The sequence below is a fragment of the Enterobacter sp. 6722112 genome (assembly GCF_058661685.1).
The window spans coordinates 81,728-102,769 of the sequence record NZ_JBZWGR010000004.1 but is presented as its reverse complement, the minus strand read 5'-3'; the positions used below and the strand labels follow the sequence as shown (position 1 = coordinate 102,769).

The 21,042-nt window shown below is 52.4% G+C and carries 25 protein-coding genes and 1 pseudogene; 19 read left to right on the top strand and 7 right to left on the bottom strand.

Features of this window, described 5'->3' with window-relative positions; all coding sequences use genetic code 11:
- Positions 1-615: site-specific integrase (locus AC4OVU_RS00950; protein WP_491928587.1), on the top strand; the 615-nt coding region annotated here is incomplete at its 5' end.
- A 57-nt stretch (positions 616-672) separates the two neighbouring features.
- Here AC4OVU_RS00950 and AC4OVU_RS00945 read toward each other — a convergent pair.
- Together AC4OVU_RS00945 and AC4OVU_RS00940 are read right to left on the bottom strand one after the other, a co-directional pair.
- Entirely contained in the window at positions 673-930 is a 258-nt protein-coding gene (locus AC4OVU_RS00945; protein WP_491928586.1) for a hypothetical protein, read from the bottom strand.
- 128 nt (positions 931-1,058) lie between these two features.
- The gene (locus tag AC4OVU_RS00940) at positions 1,059-1,163 is read right to left on the bottom strand and encodes a hypothetical protein (RefSeq protein WP_032409716.1); all 105 of its coding nucleotides are present in this window, start codon (positions 1,161-1,163) and stop codon (positions 1,059-1,061) included.
- A 534-nt stretch (positions 1,164-1,697) separates the two neighbouring features.
- On the opposite strand from AC4OVU_RS00940, the gene AC4OVU_RS00935 reads away from it, so the two are divergent.
- Positions 1,698-2,564 carry a replication initiation protein gene (locus AC4OVU_RS00935; protein ID WP_004118283.1) on the top strand — a complete coding sequence of 289 codons (867 nt, stop codon included), beginning with the start codon at positions 1,698-1,700 and terminating at the stop codon, positions 2,562-2,564.
- Positions 2,565-2,920: 356 nt separating this feature from the next.
- Here the strand turns inward: AC4OVU_RS00935 and AC4OVU_RS00930 are convergent, their stop codons facing one another.
- Positions 2,921-3,190 carry a hypothetical protein gene (locus AC4OVU_RS00930; RefSeq protein WP_000339857.1) on the bottom strand — a complete coding sequence of 90 codons (270 nt, stop codon included), beginning with the start codon at positions 3,188-3,190 and terminating at the stop codon, positions 2,921-2,923.
- Positions 3,191-3,604: 414 nt separating this feature from the next.
- On the opposite strand from AC4OVU_RS00930, the gene AC4OVU_RS00925 reads away from it, so the two are divergent.
- Both AC4OVU_RS00925 and AC4OVU_RS00920 read left to right on the top strand, forming a co-directional pair.
- Positions 3,605-4,810, top strand: a complete 1,206-nt coding sequence (locus AC4OVU_RS00925; protein ID WP_000368714.1) for an AAA family ATPase — start codon at positions 3,605-3,607, stop codon at positions 4,808-4,810.
- A complete protein-coding gene (locus tag AC4OVU_RS00920) occupies positions 4,810-5,784 on the top strand; it encodes a ParB family protein (RefSeq protein WP_000064120.1) in 975 nt (324 codons plus the stop codon). Before AC4OVU_RS00925 ends, AC4OVU_RS00920 begins: the two co-directional genes overlap by 1 nt.
- A gap of 81 nt (positions 5,785-5,865) precedes the next feature.
- Here AC4OVU_RS00920 and AC4OVU_RS00915 read toward each other — a convergent pair whose 3' ends face one another.
- Positions 5,866-7,137, bottom strand: coding sequence for a Y-family DNA polymerase (locus tag AC4OVU_RS00915; RefSeq protein ID WP_004118291.1), 1,272 nt, complete (start codon positions 7,135-7,137; stop codon positions 5,866-5,868).
- Entirely contained in the window at positions 7,137-7,568 is a 432-nt protein-coding gene (umuD, locus tag AC4OVU_RS00910) for a translesion error-prone DNA polymerase V autoproteolytic subunit (protein WP_000776034.1), read from the bottom strand. The genes AC4OVU_RS00915 and umuD overlap by 1 nt, the downstream gene beginning before the upstream one ends.
- 405 nt (positions 7,569-7,973) lie before the next feature.
- Between umuD and ltrA the strand changes: the two genes are divergently transcribed.
- The 4 genes and pseudogenes from ltrA (at position 7,974) to AC4OVU_RS00890 (ending at position 12,703) form a co-directional block, all read left to right on the top strand.
- The gene (gene ltrA, locus AC4OVU_RS00905) at positions 7,974-9,461 is read left to right on the top strand and encodes a group II intron reverse transcriptase/maturase (protein WP_023300763.1); all 1,488 of its coding nucleotides are present in this window, start codon (positions 7,974-7,976) and stop codon (positions 9,459-9,461) included.
- Between the two features lie 151 nt (positions 9,462-9,612).
- A protein-coding gene (locus tag AC4OVU_RS00900) for an IS1 family transposase (protein WP_223811526.1) occupies positions 9,613-10,310 on the top strand; the annotation gives its coding sequence in 2 pieces (ribosomal slippage) (positions 9,613-9,862 and positions 9,862-10,310; 699 coding nt in all).
- A 9-nt stretch (positions 10,311-10,319) separates the two neighbouring features.
- A pseudogene (locus tag AC4OVU_RS00895) lies at positions 10,320-10,628 on the top strand (replication initiation protein); the annotation flags it as partial.
- Positions 10,629-11,734: 1,106 nt separating this feature from the next.
- Positions 11,735-12,703 (top strand): IS5 family transposase, encoded by a 969-nt coding sequence (locus tag AC4OVU_RS00890; RefSeq protein ID WP_020956880.1) that lies wholly within the window; start codon positions 11,735-11,737, stop codon positions 12,701-12,703.
- A gap of 139 nt (positions 12,704-12,842) precedes the next feature.
- On the opposite strand, the gene stbA is transcribed toward AC4OVU_RS00890, so the two are convergent.
- Positions 12,843-13,229 (bottom strand): plasmid stabilization protein StbA, encoded by a 387-nt coding sequence (gene stbA / locus AC4OVU_RS00885; protein ID WP_001039464.1) that lies wholly within the window; start codon positions 13,227-13,229, stop codon positions 12,843-12,845.
- Positions 13,230-13,763: 534 nt separating this feature from the next.
- On the opposite strand from stbA, the gene AC4OVU_RS00880 reads away from it, so the two are divergent.
- The 11 genes from AC4OVU_RS00880 (at position 13,764) to AC4OVU_RS00830 (ending at position 19,856) form a co-directional block, all read left to right on the top strand.
- Complete coding sequence (locus AC4OVU_RS00880; protein WP_001142362.1) at positions 13,764-14,180, top strand: hypothetical protein; 417 nt, start codon at positions 13,764-13,766, stop codon at positions 14,178-14,180.
- Between the two features lie 77 nt (positions 14,181-14,257).
- Positions 14,258-14,962: an IS6-like element IS26 family transposase gene (locus AC4OVU_RS00875; RefSeq protein WP_001067855.1), complete on the top strand. Its 705-nt coding sequence runs from the start codon at positions 14,258-14,260 to the stop codon at positions 14,960-14,962.
- Positions 14,963-15,087: 125 nt separating this feature from the next.
- A complete protein-coding gene (locus AC4OVU_RS00870; protein WP_001247892.1) occupies positions 15,088-15,378 on the top strand; it encodes a nucleotidyltransferase family protein in 291 nt (96 codons plus the stop codon).
- Positions 15,375-15,776 carry a HepT-like ribonuclease domain-containing protein gene (locus AC4OVU_RS00865; protein ID WP_001293886.1) on the top strand — a complete coding sequence of 134 codons (402 nt, stop codon included), beginning with the start codon at positions 15,375-15,377 and terminating at the stop codon, positions 15,774-15,776. Before AC4OVU_RS00870 ends, AC4OVU_RS00865 begins: the two co-directional genes overlap by 4 nt.
- Entirely contained in the window at positions 15,766-16,122 is a 357-nt protein-coding gene (locus tag AC4OVU_RS00860; RefSeq protein ID WP_003465043.1) for a cupin domain-containing protein, read from the top strand. Before AC4OVU_RS00865 ends, AC4OVU_RS00860 begins: the two co-directional genes overlap by 11 nt.
- A 254-nt stretch (positions 16,123-16,376) precedes the next feature.
- Complete coding sequence (locus tag AC4OVU_RS00855) at positions 16,377-16,703, top strand: hypothetical protein (RefSeq protein ID WP_003100858.1); 327 nt, start codon at positions 16,377-16,379, stop codon at positions 16,701-16,703.
- Positions 16,700-17,200 carry a hypothetical protein gene (locus AC4OVU_RS00850; protein ID WP_003100856.1) on the top strand — a complete coding sequence of 167 codons (501 nt, stop codon included), beginning with the start codon at positions 16,700-16,702 and terminating at the stop codon, positions 17,198-17,200. The genes AC4OVU_RS00855 and AC4OVU_RS00850 overlap by 4 nt, the downstream gene beginning before the upstream one ends.
- Positions 17,197-17,568 (top strand): hypothetical protein, encoded by a 372-nt coding sequence (locus AC4OVU_RS00845; protein ID WP_003100853.1) that lies wholly within the window; start codon positions 17,197-17,199, stop codon positions 17,566-17,568. Before AC4OVU_RS00850 ends, AC4OVU_RS00845 begins: the two co-directional genes overlap by 4 nt.
- Positions 17,562-18,119, top strand: a complete 558-nt coding sequence (locus AC4OVU_RS00840; protein ID WP_003100847.1) for a recombinase family protein — start codon at positions 17,562-17,564, stop codon at positions 18,117-18,119. The genes AC4OVU_RS00845 and AC4OVU_RS00840 overlap by 7 nt, the downstream gene beginning before the upstream one ends.
- Before the next feature lie 78 nt (positions 18,120-18,197).
- Positions 18,198-19,202 (top strand): IS110-like element IS4321 family transposase, encoded by a 1,005-nt coding sequence (locus tag AC4OVU_RS00835; protein ID WP_080491134.1) that lies wholly within the window; start codon positions 18,198-18,200, stop codon positions 19,200-19,202.
- A 363-nt stretch (positions 19,203-19,565) separates the two neighbouring features.
- The gene (locus AC4OVU_RS00830; protein ID WP_243644927.1) at positions 19,566-19,856 is read left to right on the top strand and encodes a hypothetical protein; all 291 of its coding nucleotides are present in this window, start codon (positions 19,566-19,568) and stop codon (positions 19,854-19,856) included.
- A gap of 326 nt (positions 19,857-20,182) precedes the next feature.
- Here the strand turns inward: AC4OVU_RS00830 and AC4OVU_RS00825 are convergent, their stop codons facing one another.
- Entirely contained in the window at positions 20,183-20,923 is a 741-nt protein-coding gene (locus AC4OVU_RS00825; protein ID WP_006687066.1) for a phosphoribosyltransferase, read from the bottom strand.
- Positions 20,924-21,042 lie beyond the last annotated feature (119 nt).

The window sequence follows — 21,042 nt, the reverse complement described above, 5'->3', positions numbered from 1 at the left end:
CCCGATTTGCACCGCAAGATGCTGCTGGCAACCCTCTGGAACACCGGCGCACGTATCAACGAGGCGCTGGCGCTGACCCGGGGGGATTTTTCGCTGGTGCCACCGTATCCGTTCGTGCAGCTGGCCACGCTTAAGCAGCGCACCGAAAAAGCGGCCAGGACAGCCGGCCGAGCTCCCGCCGGTAGCCAGGCTCATCGTCTGGTTCCGCTTTCCGATCACCACTACGTCAGCCAGCTGCAGATGATGGTGGCCACCCTGAAAATTCCGCTGGAAAGACGCAACAAGCGTACCGGCAGAACAGAGAAAGCCCGCATCTGGGACATCACCGACCGGACAGTACGGACCTGGATTGGCGAAGCGGTTGAAGCGGCCGCCGTCGACGGGGTGACATTCTCGGTGCCGGTCACCCCGCATACGTTCCGCCACTCCTACGCGATGCATATGCTGTATGCCGGCATACCACTGAAGGTTTTGCAGAGCCTGATGGGCCACAAATCGATTAGCTCGACGGAAGTCTATACGAAGGTGTTCGCACTTGATGTTGCTGCGCGGCATCGAGTTCAGTTTCAGATGCCCGAAGCGGATGCGGTAGCCATGCTGAAAGGGAATATTTAAGTACTTAGGAGAATGATGCTGGCGAACGTCCTGCTCGCCGGGGAGGTCTGTCAGACGTTATCTGGACCAGCTGACGGGAATATCTCCTCTGTATTCCTCATACTGCTCATAGATCGCATGCTGAAGCATCGTAATACGTTCTGACAACCTGTTGGCGTCCGACATATGCCGCCATTCCCCCTCAATAGTGGTTTTCTGTCCATCCGGGAGATTGAGCGTGATCAATACCTTTGTATCACGAATAATCACCCCGTCAGTGAAAGAATTAAGACCACTCCTTACGGTATTATCTATCTGTATAGTTTCAAGTTTCATCTTGTTACCTCCTGTTGACCGGATCCCAAGCATAGATATCTGAATTCAAATTGCCTAGTGAAATGTCTGGATATGCCGCATTTTTCCCCTTATACAGCGAAGCTGGCCAAAGGCCAGCCCGCTTGGATTTATCGCTTTTGCCAGTAGATCAGCATGGCAAGGAACAGGATTGTTGCCCCCTGAGAAGCGGTCAGGAAAGTTTCCAGCAATGACATTATCGTAAAACTCCGCATTATTAATTTCAGGTGTGTGATTCAGGGGCCTTAGTCCCCCTTTTACAGGACGTAGTGTTCTGTCACGACGGAAGCCAGGGTTAATAAAAACGATTCGAATATGTCTGCAGGGACGATAGAAATCTTCGTGCGGGTTGTCTCGCTGTAGCCGGCTCTGGAGAGCGACTCGGGGGAGGAGTAGTATCTTCCGGCCACGGATATGATCGAGCCAGCAGTGCTCGCCGCAGTCGAGCGACAGGGCGAAGCCCCGAGTGAGCGAGGAAGCACCAGGGAACAAAACTTATAAATTCTGCTTACGCTCAATGCCTGAAAAATCACCTCCCCTCGGGGTTATCCACTTATCCACGGGCATATTTTTATAAAGTACTTTTTTATTCTTTTTCTTTATTTTACATCTTTTAGGGAGCCTGAAAGCCGCGTACAGTGCGGCCTGAGAGGGGGCCTGTATGGGCAACTGGTAAACATAATATGGGAAATTAATCACGTATCAGTGGGTTTTGTGTCAACAAGCTATGGGATACGCATCAACAAGCTATGGGAAAGAGGTCAAGTTCAGTTCTCAATTATCCACTTGTGGATAAAGTGCAGATTTTTCCGGTGGATAAGTATCGCGATAGCTTGCAATTTCTGTTTTCACTGTCATTATGGGTGGGTAAAAATTTACCCATAGGCATTGAAATGGATACTCAAGCACTCTTGCCAGCTACTAAAACGTTTAAAAAACGCGCCAGTATAAAGCAATCTAACGAATTGACCGAAGCTGCATATTACCTGCCTCTTCAGGCAAAACGTGTGCTGTGGTTATGCCTCATGCAGGCCTATTTTAATGACAGCCAGGAAGATGACTCTGACGTATTGCCGCTCTTCAAAATCAGCGTTTCCGATTACGTCAAATACTTCAATGTCGCTACGTCTGTCGCCAGTCGTGATGTGAAGGCTGGGGTAAATGCTCTGGGCGAATCAACGGTTACCTTTTATCCAAAAGAAGGTGAGTTTGAAGAAGTTAAACGTCCGTGGCTGGCTGAAGCAGGAATGAAGCGAGGCCGGGGTTCCTGGCAGATTGAATTTAACTACAAGGTCATGCCATTCCTGGTCGGCTTAACCTCCCAGTTCACTACCTATTCTCTCTATGACTGTGGCCAGCTTAATAGTGTTCGTGTCATCCGGCTTTATGAAAGCCTGTGTCAGTTCCGGAGCACTGGTGTCTGGATCACCACACATGACTGGTTATGTGAAAGGTTTATGCTCCCTGCCTCGCAGAAAAACAATATTGCTGAAATGAAGCGTACCTTCCTGGAACCTGCTCTGAAGAAAATTAATGAGAAGACGCCATTAAAGGTAACATATACCACTGAAGAAGATGGTCGCTTGCTGTTTAATTTTCTTGATAAAAAACAATAGTCTGTAATTTTTATTTCCTCCCCCCTTAGTTTGTTGCTGACATATGGGGGGATACTGAACTTGCTGTGTTTCCCATAGTGCTTGCCTAACTTGACCTGTTTCCCGCAATCGCGGCTGTCTGCGTAGTTGACCTGTTTCCCACAGTCCGGGCCGTCTGCGGAGTTGACCTGTTTCCCACAGTCCCGGTCGTCTGCAAAGTTGACCTGTTTCCCACAGTCCCGGCCGTCTGCAAAGTTGACCTGTTTCCCACAGTCCGGGCCGTACGCGGAGTTGACCTGTTTCCCACACTCCCGACCGTCCGAGAAGTTGACCTGTTTCCCATAGTCCGGGCCGTCCGAGAAGCTGACCTGTTTCCCTTAGTCCGGGCCGTCCGCGAAGTTGACCTGTTCCCCACACTCCCGGCCGCCCGCGAAGTTGACCTGTTTCCCACAGTCCGGGCCGTCTGCAAAGTTGACCTGTTTCCCACAGTCCCGGCCGCCCGCGAAGTTGACCTGTTTCCCATAATCCGGGCCGTCCGCGAAGTTGACCTGTTCCCCACACTCCCGGCCGCCCGTGAAGTTGACCTGTTTCCCATAGTCCGGGCCGTCCGCGAAGTTGACCTGTTTCCCATAGTCCGGAGCGTCCATTAAAGTTGACCTGTTTCCCACAGAGGATGGAAAACTCTTCTTGTGCTGAGCGTAAGAGCTATCTGCCGGAACGGTTCCTCTTCGCTTCCTCGCCAGTTCGCTCGCTACGCTCGGTTACATGGCTGCGGCGAGCGCTGATACATAAGGCTCAGCATTGCACTGGTCGTAACTAAAATCAGAATCCTTCTGAATGACTCTCCTGTCTTGCAAGTTGAATACCTTTCTCAAAGCCCTTTTGTATGAGTTGCTGTTGATGGTCAAAAGTGCGTCTGCGTGTTGCTGCAGTGTGATTTAGTAGCACGCCCGTCGAGCTTCATCCCCCTTCTGTTGAGAGCGAAATCAAAACAATATGATTTTTTTCTTGCAACATGACACTTTTTGTTCAAAATGACAAAAAACGTCATGAGGTGATAAATGGACAATATTGAGCAGTTACGGAAAGTCGCTACACGTGCAGGTAAGCTTCTGACATCTTTGAGCGAAAGTATCCGACAGCAAAAAGAGGAATTGAAGCTTACCGAGTTCTATCAGGAATACAGCAAAGCCGCTCTGTATAAGCTGCCTAAGCTCAGTAAAGGCAGTGTTGAGTATGCTGTGTCCGAAATGGAAGCCGGTGGCTACATTTTTAAAAAGAAACCTTCTGGTAATACGATGAAATACGCGATGACGATTCAGAATGTCATCGATCTGTATAACCATCGTAAAGTACCGAAGTACAGGGATCGCTTCGATAAAGCCTTTACGATTTTTGTATGTAATCTTAAAGGTGGTGGTTCCAAGACAGTTTCTACCGCTTCATTATCACATGCTTTTCGAGCTCATCCTCAGCTTCTGTTCGAAGACCTGCGTATTCTGGCCATCGATTTCGATCCGCAGGCATCTCTGACAATGTTCCTGAGCCATGAGAATTCAGTGGGCTTGGTTGAAAATACGGCTGCTCAGGCCATGCTCCAGAACGTGTCTCGTGAAGAATTACTTTCCGATTTTATAGTACCGTCTATTATCCCTGGTGTTGATGTAATCCCCGCTTCCATTGACGATGCATTCCTTGCTGAAGGCTGGAAGGGATTGTGTGAAGAACATCTGCCAGGGAAAAATATTCATGCGGTGCTTAAAGAGAACATTATCGACAAGCTCCAGCATGACTACGACTTTATTTTCCTTGATAGTGGTCCTCACCTTGATGCGTTCCTGAAAAACTGCATTGGGGCGGCAGACCTGATGTTGACCCCTCTTCCACCGGCGACGGTTGATTTTCATTCTTCCCTGAAGTTTGTGGCCAGCCTCCCTGCCCTCATAGATTCCATCGAAATGGATGGGCACACCTGCAATCTCATCGGTAATGTCGGCTTCATGTCCAAGATCCTGAACAAGTCTGATCACAAAATTTGCCATAGTCAGGCCAAAGAGGTTTTCGGTGCCGATATGCTAGACATGGTTCTGCCAAGACTGGATGGTTTCGAACGTTGTGGGGAGACTTTTGACACAGTTATTTCAGCAAATCCAGCAACCTATGATGGAAGTACAGAGGCACTAAAAAGCGCAAAATCAGCAGCGGAAGACTTTGCGAAGGCAGTCTTTGATCGCATCGAGTTCATTCGTACTAACGGAGGTATGTGATGTCGAATGAGAAAAGAAAAACCATCGGCAGACAGTTAAATACTCAGGCGTCAATGCTCGAAATGGCTGACACCGGTAGAAGTCAGGTATTTACCTTAAAAACCGGCAGGAAGGTAACGTTCAGGTTTGTTCGGGTGCCTGCATCTGAAGTTGAAAGTAAGACCTTCGTAAACCAGGAAAACAATGGAAGAGATCAACTTGCACTGACCAGGGAGTCTCTGAAATCCATTATCCAGACGATTAAGTTTCAGCAGTTCTTTCCCTGTATTGGTATTAAGCAAAGTGAAAGGATTGAGATACTGGATGGTTCAAGACGGCGAGCCTCAGCAATTTTTGTCCGTACAGGCCTTGATGTAATGGTTACCGAAGAACATTTATCAGCTGATGAAGCTCGCCAACTGGCTAAAGATATCCAGACAGCTAAAGAACATAATCTTCGGGAGATTGGTCTGAGATTGATCGCTCTTAAAGAGTCCGGATTTAATCAAAAGGAAATTGCTGAACTGGAGGGATTATCTCAGGCTAAAGTTACCAGGGCGCTGCAGGCGGCGGCCGTACCGCAAGACTTAATTTCTCTGTTCCCGGTTCAGTCGGAGCTATCGTTTAGTGATTATAAACTTCTTTTAGAAGTTAATGAAAAACTCGGTGAAAAGGGATTAACGCCTGAAGAACTCATTCAGTCTGTATCAGCTCAGCTCGATGCAATTTTGAGTGATGGCGAGCGACCAGAAGACGAACAGAAAGCCAGTATTCTGAAGCTGATTTCTCAGGCATCTCAGGCATTGATAGATCCATCTCCCAAGGAAAAGTCAGTGGTTTCCCCACTCTGGTCTTTTGAAGAAAAGGACAAGTTCGCGCGTAAGCGTGTGAAAGGGCGCACGCTGACTTATGAGTTTAGCCGTATGTCAAAAGTGATTCAGGATGAACTGGACAAGGCTATCAACGAAGTCCTTGACAGAAATTTGAGTCAATAATTTCGCCATGGCGATTTCACATCTAACTTATTGTAATTAGGCAGTTTAGGTTGAGAATTTCACGGTGAAATCGCCATAGTTTCACGCCAGTTTCGCTGCAGGAATATCTGACCATCGTGTCGTATAAGCAGGAGAAAGCATCTCCCGTTTCATCTGCCATTCCGGGGCCATACCCCGCCCCGCAAACCATACTTTACCCAGCCCTGAGTTGTTGATCCCGTCCAGAACCCTCATCAGCTCAGCACTGTGAGGGCGTGGCGGGCGTTCGTCGAACAGTTGCAGCTGCGAAACTCCGGAGCCGGTGAAGTCATTCAGCATAACTCCGGCTTTGGCATACCGGTGCCCATCCCTCCAGATACGCTCCAGAGCCGTTGTAGCGGCTGCAATGATGTCCCTGGTGTCCTGAGTGGGTGTAAGAAGTTTTTCCGTAGCCACGTTGCCGTAGTAAGGCTCTTTAATGGCGAACGGAGACGTTTTGATGAAAACGGAAATATGCCGGCAATACTGGTGCTCTTTACGCAGTTTTTCAGAGGCCCGCTCTGCGTGCTGACAGATAGCCTGACGGAGTGACTCGTACTCCGTGATCTTCACGCCAAAACTGCGGCTGCAGACAATTTGCTGTTTCGTCGGAGGGGCTTCCTCAAGCGAAAGGCAGCTTTCCCCGTTCAGTTCCCGTACCGTTCGCTCAAGGACGACAGAAAAATTTTTGCGGATGAAGGCCGGGTTCGTCAGAGCCAGATCGAGCGCGGTTTTTATGCCCAGCACATTTAGCTTGCGTGCAATACGGTTACCCACCCCCCAGATTTCTTCAACCGGCTGCAGTGAAAGCAGTTTCCGCGTCCTTTGCGGATTTCCCCTGGTCAGAGCGAGTACGCCATGAAACTGTTTCCACTCTTTTGAGGCCCACTGGGCTGATTTTGCGAGGGTTTTCGTTGGTCCGGCGCCCACGCCAATGGTCAGGCGGGTACAGTCATACACCTGCTGACGCAGCTGCCGGGCGAAGTCCTCAAGCCCCATACAGTGCTCCACGCCGGTCAGGTCGAGGAACATCTCATCAATTGAATACTGTTCCACCCTGGGGGCCAGTTCCTCCAGGCAGTTCATCACGCGCGCCGATATCGAGGCGTAAAGTTCATAATTACTTGAAAACGCATATATTTTTTCCGGGTATCTTTCGTTTTTTATCTGAAACCACGGAGTTCCCATTTTGATCCAGGGCTTCGCCTCGGCACTGCGAGCGATTACATTCCCGTCGTTGTTGCTCAGGACGACTATCGGCTTTCCTTTCAAATCCGGGCGGAAAACACGTTCACAGCTGGCATAGAAGCTGTTCACATCGGCCAGGGCAAACATCAGTACATCTCCCTCGGGCGGTGGATGATATGCGTGACGACGCCAAAGATATCCAGCTCGTCGGGATCAGGATAAATCGGCGACCAGGAGGCATTCATGGGCTGCAGCGTCAGTCGCGGCGTCAGCAGAAGCCGTTTCACCGTAAACTCCCCCTGCATGCTGGCGACAACGATATCGCCGTGCCGCGGCTTTTCAGCACTGTCCACAACCAGCAGATCGCCATTGTACAGACTGCCGTCGGCCATGCTGTCTCCGCTGGCACGCAGGTAGTACGTCGCGCTCGGATGCCGTATGCAGTAATCATGGAGATCCAGATCGGACTCGACATAGTCAGCAGCAGGGCTGGGAAAACCGCAGCTGGCCAGATCGGCAAACAATGGATGGGCCTGTGGCGGGAGTTCTTTCCCGGTGCTGAAAAGTTGTAGTTTCATCTTTCCTCCTGACACTCTAATTTTACTGGTTATACATACAGTGTTCGCCGGGAGACCGGTAGAGATCAAGGGGTGAAAGTCCCCGACCATTGAAGGACCAGCAATCCACAAGGTCCCCGAGTCATGCGTTGCATACCGCGAGGTATGGGGCGAAGCGTTGACAGGGGTGTTGACAGGCCAGCCATTGAGCCACGAAATGTATATTAAATTACCGGGTGCCGACGTTGTACTGTTAACGGAAGGCAACATCATAGGGTGCGATACTGCGAGTGCCACATGGACCCGGCGGGGTCTGAGACCCTGGCATGTCAATACGATCTCTACGCGGGAACCGGGAGATCTCCCCTCTGACCATCTGCCAGTGTCGGAGACGGCCCGCACCGGGAAGACGAGGAGTCATAGCCGGTGATGTACGGAGAGGAGAAGTCGGACTCGCTCATAGTAGCGGCGAAGCAGGCGAACAACCCGAAAGGAGCGGAGTCAGTGGAGCGAAGGAGCGGGGCCAAGGGGAACGCGGAACAGCCACACATGCGCCGGACACAGAGCCGGGAAAGCATGTCACAGAGGCTGTCACGCGTGCGGGAAGCTGCGAAGCAGCGGAAGAAAGAACGGTTTACAGCATTGTTCCACCTGCTGACAGTCGAAGCACTGGAAGCCGCATTCCTCTCCCTGAGCAGGAAAGCGGCCGCCGGAGTGGATGGCATCAGGTGGATGGACTACGCCGGAAACATGAAGAACAACATAACAGATCTGCACCGGAGGCTACATCAGGGCAGCTACAGGGCGCAGCCCGGCAGGCGTCACTACATCCCAAAAGCGGATGGAAAACAACGCCCGCTCGGCATCGCCTCGCTGGAGGACAAGATCGTCCAGTATGCGCTGGTGAAAATCCTGAACGCAGTCTATGAAAACGACTTTATGGGGTTCTCATACGGGTTCAGACCCGGGCGAAGCCAGCACGATGCACTGGACGCACTGGCCACAGGGCTGGTACGCACTAACGTAAACTGGGTACTGGATGCCGACATCAGTCAGTTCTTCGACAGGGTGAGCCACGAATGGCTGATCAGGTTCACAGAGCATCGGATCGGCGACCGGAGCGTAATCAGGCTCATACGTAAGTGGCTCACAGCCGGGACGTTGGAGGAGGGTCAATGGCGAGCAACGGAGGAAGGCACCCCACAGGGTGCGGTCATCTCACCGCTGCTGGCAAACATATACCTCCACTACGTCTTCGATCTGTGGGCGCATCAGTGGCGACGTCGCTATGCCACAGGCAATGTGGTAATGGTCAGATACGCCGATGACATCGTCATCGGGTTCGACAAACGATACGATGCCCGGCGCTTCCGTATAGCCATGCAGCGCAGACTGAGGGAGTTCGGACTCACGGTTCACCCGGAGAAAACCCGTCTGATGGAGTTCGGCCGCTTCGCTGCCGAAAACCGTGCCATCAGGGGAAAAGGCAAACCAGAAACGTTCAACTTCCTCGGGTTCACGCACATCAGCGGGAAAGATCGCAACGGCAGGTTCATGCTGATACGAAAGACCCGCCGGGATCGGATGACGGCAACTCTGAAAGCCATCAAAGACGGTCTGCGAAGGCGCTGGCATTACTCAATCCCCGAACAGGGAAAATGGCTCAGGAGAGTGGTTCAGGGATACCTGAACTATCACTCGGTACCGGGCAACTTCCCCACCATGCAGAAGTTCAGGACACACGTAACAAACCTCTGGCGCCGGGCGCTCAGGCGCAGGAGCCAGAAGGATGATACGACCTGGACGAAAGCAAACAAACTGGCAGCCGCATGGCTACCAAGGGTTCGGGTTCTTCATCCATGGCCTGTGGAGCGGTTCACCGCCAGACACCCGAGGCAGGAGCCCGGTGCGTAAATCGCGCACGCCGGGATCTGTGCGGGGGGTATCCGGTAACGGGTATCCCTACCGCGACATATTTAACAGCGTGACGATAATCCAGATCGCCTGCCGGATAATGGTGCCAACTTACTGATTTAGTGTACGATGGTGTCTTTGAGGTGCTCCAGTGGCTTCCATCTCCATCAGTTGTCCCTCCTGCTCAGCTACTGAAGGCGTGGTGCGTAACGGTAAAAGTACTGCCGGACATCAGCGCTATCTCTGCTCTCACTGCCGTAAAACATGGCAGCTACAGTTCACTTACACCGCCTCTCAGCCCGGTACGCACCAGAAAATCATTGATATGGCCATGAATGGCGTTGGATGCCGGGCAACCGCCCGCATTATGGGCGTTGGCCTCAACACGATTTTACGTCACTTAAAAAACTCAGACCGCAGTCGGTAACCTCACGCATACAACCGGGCAGTGACGTCATTGTTTGCGCGGAAATGGACGAACAGTGGGGTTATGTCGGCGCTAAATCACGCCAGCGCTGGTTGTTTTACGCGTATGACAGGATACGGAGGACGGTTGTGGCGCACGTATTCGGTGAACGCACGTTGTCCACGCTGGAGCGTCTTCTGGGCCTGCTGTCGGCCTTTGAGGTCGTGGTATGGATGACGGATGGCTGGCCGCTTTATGAATCACGCCTGAAGGGAGAACTGCACGTTATCAGCAAGCGATATACGCAGCGAATTGAGCGGCATAACCAGAATCTGAGGCAGCATCTGGCAAGGCTGGGCAGGAAGTCACTGTCGTTCTCAAAATCGGTGGCGCTGCATGACAAAGTCATCGGGCATTATCTGAACATAAAACACTATCAGTAAGTTGGAGTCATTACCAACCAGTTCACCACCTACTCGCTCCGCGATTGTGGCAGTCTTCGAAATCCCCGGACGATCCGCCTTTATGAAAGTCTTGCTCAATTCAAATCTTCAGGCTTATGGGTTACTACTCATGCTTGGTTAAATGACCGTTTCGTCTTACCGGAATCCCAGCAGAAGAACTTGGCAGAGTTGAAACGATCTTTCCTTGATCCTGCACTCAAGCAGATAAATGAGAAAACACCTTTACTTGCTAAGTATAGTATTGATGATTCAGGAAAATTTCTGTTCTCAATAATTGATAAGCAAAATCCCGTCTGACATAAATCAGCACACATGAGCCTGTCATTTGACAAATTTTTGTCATGAAGATGGGCGGATTTCCACACAGCACCGGCGCCCGGTAAGGTGGGCGGATTCCCACACGGCACCGGCGCCCGGCAAGATGGGCGGATTTCCACACAGCACCGGCGCCCGGTAAGGTGGGCGGATTTCCACACAGCACCGGCGCCCGGCAAGATGGGCGGATTTCCACACAGCACCGGCGCCCGGTAAGGTGGGCGGATTTCCACACAGCACCGGCGCCCGGCAAGGTGGGCGGATTCCCACACGGCACCGGCGCGCGGCAAGGTGGGCGGATTCCCACACGGCACCGGCGCGCGGCAAGGTGGGCGGATTTCCACACAGCACCGGCGCCCGGCAAGGTGGGCGGATTCCCACACGGCACCGGCGCGCGGCAAGGTGGGCGGATTCCCACACGGCACCGGCGCGCGGCAAGGTGGGCGGATTCCCACACGGCACCGGCGCGCGGCAAGGTGGGCGGATTCCCACACAGCACCGGCGCGCGGCAAGGTGGGCGGATTTCCACACGGCACCGGCGCCCGGCAAGGTGGGCCGATTCCCATATCGACATGTATGTAGCTTGTGTTATCTGTGGATTGTGCAGCTCAGCGGGTCGCTGGTCGTATGGCGGAGTGTCCCCCGTAACCGGCCGCGTGCGGCCGCTAACGCGCAGTACGGCGCCGCGTCCCGCAGACGGGCCGCCGTTCCCGCGCGCAGCACTGCGCACCCCCGTGGGGGACGTACGGCAGCTGCGTGGCGGTGAGCGGGATTAGGGCTTTGCAGCTACCGTGTTAAGTTCCCTGGTGTCGCTGAAATAGTTGATGAACATCCCCCTAAGCGTCAGCAGCAAGCTGCCGCCGCTTAGGCCCCGGAAATCACGCCCTTTACGTCGTAAACGCCGTAAAGCCCGCTCACCGGGGTTAAAAGGGATTACTTTGACTTCTTCATTGCTGTTCGCGAGTTAAGGCTAATCAGGGCAGGGGGTAGGGTGGCAGAATTTATAGCCCGGCAACCGGCTACGCCGGGCTTTCGGCGCCATTTTACAACACAGACGGCTTTGTTGAATAAATCGAACTTTTGCTGAGTTGAAGGATCAGATCACGCATCTTCCCGACAACGCAGACCGTTCCGTGGCAAAGCAAAAGTTCAAAATAACCAACTGGCCCACCTACAATAAAGCCCTCATCAACCGTGGCTCCATAACTTTCTGGCTGGATGATGAAGCTATTCAGGCCTGGTATGAGTCGGCAACGCCTTCATCACGGGGAAGACCTCAGCGCTATTCTGATCTCGCCATCACCACCGTTCTGGTCATTAAACGCGTGTTCAGGTTGACCCTGCGGGCTGCACAGGGTTTTATTGATTCCATTTTTACACTGATGAATGTTCCGTTGCGCTGCCCGGATTACACCAGTGTCAGCAAGCGCGCAAAGTCGGTTAATGTCAGTTTCAAAACGTTCACCCGGGGTGAAATCGCGCATCTGGTGATTGATTCCACCGGGCTGAAGGTCTTTGGTGAAGGCGAATGGAAAGTCAAAAAGCATGGCCAGGAACGCCGTCGTATATGGCGAAAGTTGCATCTGGCAGTTGACAGCAACACACATGAAATCATCTGTGCAAACCTGTCGCTGAACAATGTGACGGACTCAGAAGCCTTCCCGGGTCTTATCCGGCAGACTCACAGAAAAATCAGGGCAGCATCGGCAGACGGCGCTTACGACACCCAACTCTGTCACGATGAACTGCGGCGTAAGAAAATCAGCGCGCTTATCCCGCCCCGAAAAGGCGCGGGTTACTGGCCCGGTGAATATGCAGACCGTAACCGTGCTGTTGCGAATCAGCGGCTGACCGGGAGTAATGCGCGGTGGAAATGGACAACAGATTACAACCGTCGCTCGATAGCGGAAACGGCGATGTACCGGGTAAAACAGCTGTTCGGAGGTTCACTGACACTGCGTGACTACGATGGTCAGGTTGCAGAGGCTATGGCCCTGGTACGAGCGCTGAACAAAATGACGAAAGCAGGTATGCCTGAAAGCGTGCGTATTGCCTGAAAACACAACCCGCTACGGGGGAGACTTACCCGAAATCTGATTTATTCAACAAAGCCGCGCGGGGCTAACAGGTAAGATGAAATTAAGGTTTTACGAACACTGCCACTGTAATTAATTACCGCTACTTTCATAAATCACCTCAGAATTTTTTGTTGAACTTCTTAGGGTCGAAATTCTCACCGATTTTCTTGAAGAATTCTTTATCAATAATGCCGGGACTCTCTGCTTTTTTACTTTCCTGCACTTCAGGCTCAGACGGTTGTGTATTGTGCAATACACTTTCCGCTGCACCCTTCGCGCTACTCTTATCATGCGTATTGTGCAATACATTTTTTCGGTTTTGCCGCGTTCTATACAGTGCCATCTCAAGCCCTTTGGCTGTTACCGAAAAGCTGTATTCGCTGTCGAGGATTTCAGCAATTTCATGCCGCGTTAGCCCTCTGTCCAGCCAGTTCTCGATTTCATTTAGGCGCAATCTGACAGCAGCCGATAAGTTGCGGGGTTTCAGATCTGCTGGTTTATTCATAACCCCCTCCGTTGTATGAAAATGACTCTACAACACTCGTAAGAAGGGGTCAATCGAGTTTTGTAGTTTATCTGTAGTTTTATTGTAGTCTATTTGTAGTCTGTCACGTTTTTTGTAGTTTATTTGTAGTTTTATTGTAGTCTATTTGTAGTCTTACAACACTAAGGCAAAACGTTTTTTGTAGTTTATCTGTAGTTTTTGGTTGCTCAGATGGTCATGCAAGCATGACCATCAAAGAATAGGACGCTTTTTAGCCAAATGCCCCTTAACCTACGGAGATCGCCCTACCAAAAAAAGATGATTTTTTATCCCTTAACCTGCTATACACCTAACGCAGCGTGATAAATCACGCTATCACACTGATTTAAAAGCAAAAAAACAAAATTTAGCCATGCTGCGGTATTACCCAGGTATTACAAATCCAATCTAACTTACTGATTTAAAGAATTTTTTATTTATTACTTTGGTAATACTATGATTTCACCGTATTAGACACCCTTTTTTCGTTTAAAAAATGCACAAAGTGAGGACTGAATGCCAACAATAACCGCAAAAGTATCAGATGAACTTTTGGCCTATATAGACCTGGTTTCAGGTGGTAATCGGTCAGAGTATTTGCGGCGCTGCCTTGAAGCTGGCCCAGGTGATCTGGAGTCCGGGTTGAAAATAGTTACCAACCAGCTGAGCGACGTAAATCGCAAACTGGATTACCTTTTTGACCGTGCTTCAGATGCGGATTTTGGCTCACTGCGCGATGAGCTGAAGGCAATAACCGAAACGCTATCTGGCGTAACATTCCCACCGGCAGGACAGATGATGTTGCATGAATCACTCGCTATTGAAACGCTGATCCTCCTACGTTCGATAGCAGAACCGGGTAAAACCAAAGCGGCAAAAGCAGAGGTTGAACGTAACGGCTATAAAGTCTGGGAACCAAAAAAGGAGCGCTGAAATGGACGATAGAGGGCACTGTTGCAAATAGTCGGTGGTGATAAACTTATCATCCCCTTTTGCTGATGGAGCTGCACATGAACCCATTCAAAGGCCGGCATTTTCAGCGTGACATCATTCTGTGGGCCGTACGCTGGTACTGCAAATACGGCATCAGTTACCGTGAGCTGCAGGAGATGCTGGCTGAACGCGGAGTGAATGTCGATCACTCCACGATTTACCGCTGGGTTCAGCGTTATGCGCCTGAAATGGAAAAACGGCTGCGCTGGTACTGGCGTAACCCTTCCGATCTTTGCCCGTGGCACATGGATGAAACCTACGTGAAGGTCAATGGCCGCTGGGCGTATCTGTACCGGGCCGTCGACAGCCGGGGCCGCACTGTCGATTTTTATCTCTCCTCCCGTCGTAACAGCAAAGCTGCATACCGGTTTCTGGGTAAAATCCTCAACAACGTGAAGAAGTGGCAGATCCCGCGATTCATCAACACGGATAAAGCGCCCGCCTATGGTCGCGCGCTTGCTCTGCTCAAACGCGAAGGCCGGTGCCCGTCTGACGTTGAACACCGACAGATTAAGTACCGGAACAACGTGATTGAATGCGATCATGGCAAACTGAAACGGATAATCGGCGCCACGCTGGGATTTAAATCCATGAAGACGGCTTACGCCACCATCAAAGGAATTGAGGTGATGCGTGCACTACGCAAAGGCCAGGCCTCAGCATTTTATTATGGTGATCCCCTGGGCGAAATGCGCCTGGTAAGCAGAGTTTTTGAAATGTAAGGCCTTTGAATAAGACAAAAGGCTGCCTCATCGCTAACTTTGCAACAGTGCCCTCGAAAATAGTTCTTGAAATTCTATTCTTGATTGCATATCATCTCAACGAGTTTCGATAAGAAAGGATGCGCATGCGACCGTCTGTTGTGCTTGACATGAAGCGAAGCGCAGTGCGTGAAGCGGTAGGCCGCTTTCGCGCCGCGAACCCGCGCGTCTTCGGCTCGGTGCTGCATGGCACCGACCGGGATGGCAGCGACCTCGACCTGTTGGTCGATGCGCTGCCCGGTGCCACGTTGTTGGACTTGGGCGATTTGGAAGAAGAACTGAAATCGCTGCTCGGCGTTGACGTCGATCTGCTGACTCCCGGCGACCTGCCGCCGAAGTTCCGGGCCAAGGTGCTCGCGGAGGCGCAACCGATATGAGCGAGAACCGCCTGCCCGATTACCTCGACCACATTCAGCAGGCCGCAACCGATGCGCGCAGCTTCGTGGAAGGGATGGCCAAGGACGACTTCTTGGCCGACAAGCGCACCCAGCAGGCCGTCATCATGAGCCTGATCGTCATCGGCGAGGCGGCCACAAAGGTGATGGATGGCTACGTCGAGTTCACCCAGGCGCATGCCGACGTGCCGTGGCGCAGCATGCGCAATATGCGTAATCGCATGGCTCACGGCTATTTCGACATCAACCTCGATGTGGTGTGGGAGACGGTACAGGAATGGCTGCCGGCGTTGCTCCAGCAATTGCCCGCCGTGCGTCAGGATGCCGACGATGAAGACCGTAACGACAACTGTGAAAGAGGGATCTCCGATGACTGTTGAATCGAGAATATTTTCTGTAGCCGAGTATGTTCAGCCGTCCGAAGGCGAGCCTATTCGTTCCGTTGTGCTTGAAACCCGAGACTCAATTATCGTGGTTTGGCATGTCCATCCCGGGCAGGAAATTGCGGCTCACATTCATCCTCACGGCCAAGACACGTGGACTGTTTTGTCGGGAATGGCTGATTACTTTCAGGGCAATGGGATTGTTCGTGCCCTCAGGGAAGGTGAGATAGCCGTGGCAAGACCGGGCCAAGTGCACGGGGCGCGAAATACAGGTACCGAGCCATTTGTGTTCGTCTCGGTTGTGGCATCAGCCAATGCCGGTTTCGTATTGGCTGAGCGATAGAGCCCAATCTCTGGAGTTGGTCCAATGAGCGGTCGGGGAGATAGGTAACAGACATGCAGCGGACACGGCTGCTAAACCAGGTCGCAAACCTCCTTGCGTCGCAGCGTGCCGCAAGCGACGCGATCAATCGAATGGGGTCGGCATGAGACTGAACACCATCCAGTTCCCGACCGCGTAGCCGCCTGTCCTGCCGATCAGGTCTTGACCATCGACGCCTGGGATCAGTCCTGAATGTTCTTGGAGACCACTACGTTATGAGCCGCAGCCGCCGCAAAACACCCATCGTCGGGCACACGACCTGCGGCAGCGAGCGCGAGGACAAGAAGCTCTGGCATCAGCGCTGGCGCACCCGTGAGCGCACGGCGCTGACCAGCGCGTCGCCCGAAGCCCTGAGCGCCCATCTGCCCCTGCTGGAAAACCAGGCCAGCAGCGTCTGGTCGATGGGCAAGGATGGCCGCTCCTACTGGCCCGTCAAGCGCCAGGCCGCCACGGCGGATCGCATCGCCAATCACAAGGGACGCAACCCGCAAGAACGCGCCTCCCTGAAAAAGCGCCTGCTGCGCAAGTGGATGAGCAAATGAAGCTCTCCTTCCATCAGCACATTGCGCTGTTCTGGATGATCGGTGCTCCGGGCGTCTTCGCGCCCGTGATCGAGAACGCCAAGCGGCCCGATGCCGGCGCCGTCATGGCGTGGGGTGTCGCGATCGTGGCGGTGATGATCCTCTTCACCCCTTTGCTGCTGCGCTGTCCACCATTCCGGCGCTGGTATGGCCGGACGGATGCGCTGTCGGAGCGGCAGCGCCAGGCGCTTGCCGAGCGCGGCCTGCGCCGCTACTACCAGACCGCTTTCGATGACGGCTACGTGCCCCGCGTGATGCCCTACGTGTGGCGCATCATCTGGACGGTCGGCGGGTTGATGGCTGTGACCGCCGTACTGCCTACCAACACCGGACGGCCAGCCTTCGATGCCTTGGTGGTCTTCTCGACCTGGTATCCGATAGGCGTGATGCTGCTGGTTTTCGCGTCGAGGCCCCTTGGCCGGTTGATTCGCCAAAGAGCACAGGAGCGGCGGAAATGAGCACGTCAACCATCGAGGCGCTGGCCAGCGCCTGGGCAAGGATTGCCGAGGAAGCGGAATTCCCCGCTGACTACGAGGGGACTGCCACACCACAAGCGCATCGGGCTAGCGAAGCTATTCAGGAGCAGATTCGGGAGCGCATCGTCGCCACCAACGACATGCGGCTGTTCAGCCTGCTGCACCTGCTGGGTCAGGCGTCGCTGCGCATGGAGCAAGCGCTGTGGCCGGAGGATTACGAGCGGATGACGCGCGAGGTTGAGGAAGCCCTGCGGCAAGCCACCGACGCCAACGCCAGATCGTACACCCACGAAGAAGTGATGCAGGCGATGCAGGAACGCATCGACCGGGCGCGAGACAAGCCATGTTGATTGGCTATGCGCGCGTCTCGACGCAGGATCAGAACCTGGAGCTGCAACGCGAAGCCTTGAGCAAGGCCGGATGTAAAAAGGTCTTCGAGGACAAGGTGAGTGGCACGCGGGCAGACCGGCCTGGCTTGGCCAAGACGCTCGAAATGCTGCGCGAAGGCGATACTTTGGTCGTCTGGAAGCTCGACCGGCTGGGCCGGTCGGTCAAGCAACTGGTCGATCTGGTCGGCGATCTGCACAAGCACGGTGTCCAGTTCAGGAGCCTCACCGACTCCATCGACACCGGCACACCATCCGGGCGGTTCTTCTTCCACGTCATGGCGAGCCTTGCCGAAATGGAGCGCGAGCTGACCGTCGAGCGCACCCGCGCCGGGCTGGAAGTCGCCAAGCAGCTCGGCCGCAAAGGCGGCCGCAAGCCGAAGATGACCGACAGCAAGATCGAGTCGGCCAAGAAGCTGCTGGCCAGCGGGGTGCCGCCCAAGGACGTGGCCAAGAACCTCGGCGTGTCCATTCCGACGCTGTACCGCTGGGTGCCAGCCTCCACGCACGCTTAGCGTGCTTTATTTAATGAGATGGTCACTCCCTCCTTCCCGGTATTATGCTGAGGACAGGCTTTCATTCGGAGAACTATCATGGAAAACATTGCGCTCATTGGTATCGATCTGGGTAAAAACTCTTTCCATATTCATTGCCAGGATCATCGCGGGAAGGCTGTTTACCGTAAAAAATTTACCCGGCCAAAGTTGATCGAATTTTTGGCGACATGCCCCGCTACAACCATCGCAATGGAAGCCTGTGGCGGTTCTCACTTTATGGCACGCAAGTTGGAAGAGTTGGGGCATTCCCCAAAGCTGATATCACCACAATTTGTCCGCCCGTTCGTTAAAAGCAATAAAAACGACTTTGTCGACGCCGAAGCTATTTGTGAAGCTGCATCGCGTCCGTCTATGCGTTTTGTGCAGCCCAGAACGGAATCTCAGCAGGCAATGCGGGCTCTGCATCGTGTCCGTGAATCCCTGGTTCAGGATAAGGTAAAAACAACCAATCAAATGCATGCTTTTCTGCTGGAATTTGGCATTAGCGTTCCCCGAGGAGCTGCCGTTATTAGCCGACTGAGTACCATTCTTGAGGATAATAGTTTGCCTCTTTACCTCAGCCAGTTATTGCTGAAATTACAACAGCATTATCACTATCTTGTTGAGCAGATTAAAGATTTGGAATCCCAGTTGAAACGAAAGTTGGACGAAGATGAGGTTGGACAGCGCTTGCTGAGCATTCCCTGCGTCGGAACACTGACAGCGAGTACTATTTCAACTGAGATTGGCGACGGGAAGCAGTACGCCAGCAGCCGTGACTTTGCGGCGGCAACAGGGCTTGTACCTCGGCAGTACAGCACGGGAGGTAGGACGACATTGCTGGGAATTAGTAAGCGAGGTAATAAAAAGATCCGAACTTTGTTGGTTCAATGTGCCAGGGTATTCATACAAAAACTGGAACACCAGTCTGGCAAATTGGCCGATTGGGTCAGGGATTTACTGTGCCGGAAAAGCAACTTTGTCGTCACTTGTGCTCTGGCAAACAAGCTGGCCAGAATAGCCTGGGCCCTAACGGCACGACAGCAAACTTATGTAGCATAACGGCAGAAATACACCGGTTTAAAGAATTACTGATCTGGTTTTGCGAATACTGATATTGATGATACTAACGGCCCACCGGCCTGTTGAGGAACCTGTAAAACGGAAAGGCTCATTGAAGCCGTATATTTTCTGGAGGTTCATCAGGCGCGGAACTCATCAAGGCGCGGGAATAAAATCCCATTCAGACGCCGGATAGATTCAAGCAAGCCAACTTGTCGTCAAAATCGGTGTTGCAAAAACGGGAGTGACCATAGATTCCGTTTTCTGAGACGACCCCTACCTAACAAAGAGTTATTGCCCCTCAGCATCAGTGACAGAGTGCGCGCCATTGTAAGCCTGCAAAACGACACGCCCCGAGCACTGATGGAAGCAAATGAGGATGATGACGGCTCGGGCGATGGTTTTTACGCCACGCGGCAAAAGATTTTTTCGTTGCTGGGATTTAAGGCCGTGGAACTCTCACGGGAGCTGCGTTCAGCCTACCGCTTGTCACCCCCCTCTTTTGAACACAGGGACAGAGAAAAACGCATTGAGGAAAAACTCAGGTACCATGACGGATTCAGCGTAAAAATACGCAGAATAGAGCAGCGTATCGCCCGCAAGGCCAAGATGGCTGCCGGTAAAATCACGCAGGAGAAAAAAAAGGGACTTTAAAGATGAGGTTTGAGGGTCAATTAAAGGACATCGTACGTTCTGTGAGAAACAGAATCAGCGGGGGCTTTTAATTGGCTCATAAACGACAAAAGGCGTCCTGTCGGACGCCCTTCACCATTACAGCAATTTTACAACCTGCTAGTTGTCTCAGCCGCTCTCTAAGAAGTGAATCTTGGCTCTTACAGCCAGGCTACACACGCGCAGCGCGGGCGACGTTATATAATTTATAGAGCTAGGCCGCTCATACCAGCTCTGTGACTGACGATCTCGTCAACCACAATAGTATAATAATATCTCATCGGGCATATTGCAACCACAACCGGTTGTCACTTAGATGATCCAAACAGAGTGAGAGCCTCGATGCGCGCCAGTGGATAGCGGTGCTTTAATATCGCCTCAGCGTTCACCAAAGAGGCTCCTGAAGTTACCATGTCATCGATAAGCAGAATCCCTTTAGGCGGCGGTGTAGCCCATACACGCCCCCATGTTAGCGGGTTGATATGTTTACGCAGCTTAACTCGGCGAATTGATTTAATTTGAAAGGGTGCTTCTTCGCCATAAGTGCTTATAAACCGGAAAATATCTGTCTTAAGTACGGTTTTATCCGTCGCTTTAATATGCAAAGCGTCGACACTGCGTAGCACCTCAACGGCGGTTATTTTAACTAGCGCGTTATGCTGGCAAACGCCTTGCTGTGTGAGTTTGTAAACCCGTTCAGCAAAGCGGCTACAAACCGGGCTCGATGAAGGTAACGAAACAATCCAATCCCACTGAAAGCCACCATTTACGTATGTTGGTAGAATTTCACGGAAACTGGCATGTAACATGCCAATGTCGCGCCGCCGTGTACGTAAGTTGTGAAGTCCCTTCAACACATACAACATAGGACTATTATCGCCGGGGGCGCTGATGTCGCGCTTACCCTTCGTTCGCGAGAATATAGACGTTACCTTTAACGTTCCGAAGGTGATCTCAGCCGGATTTCCCTGGGGCGTAGTGATACAAAAATTATTATGCGAGTGGTCGACCGTAACCAATCTATTACCAGCGTCAACGACAAAGCCCACGTAAACTCCGTTATAAGTCGGCCGCATACGGTCGATAATTGATATTTATAAATGTGCCAGTAAGGCATAGCCGAATGTTAATTGATAAAACGTTTCGTAGGCAAACTCTATGAGAGGGA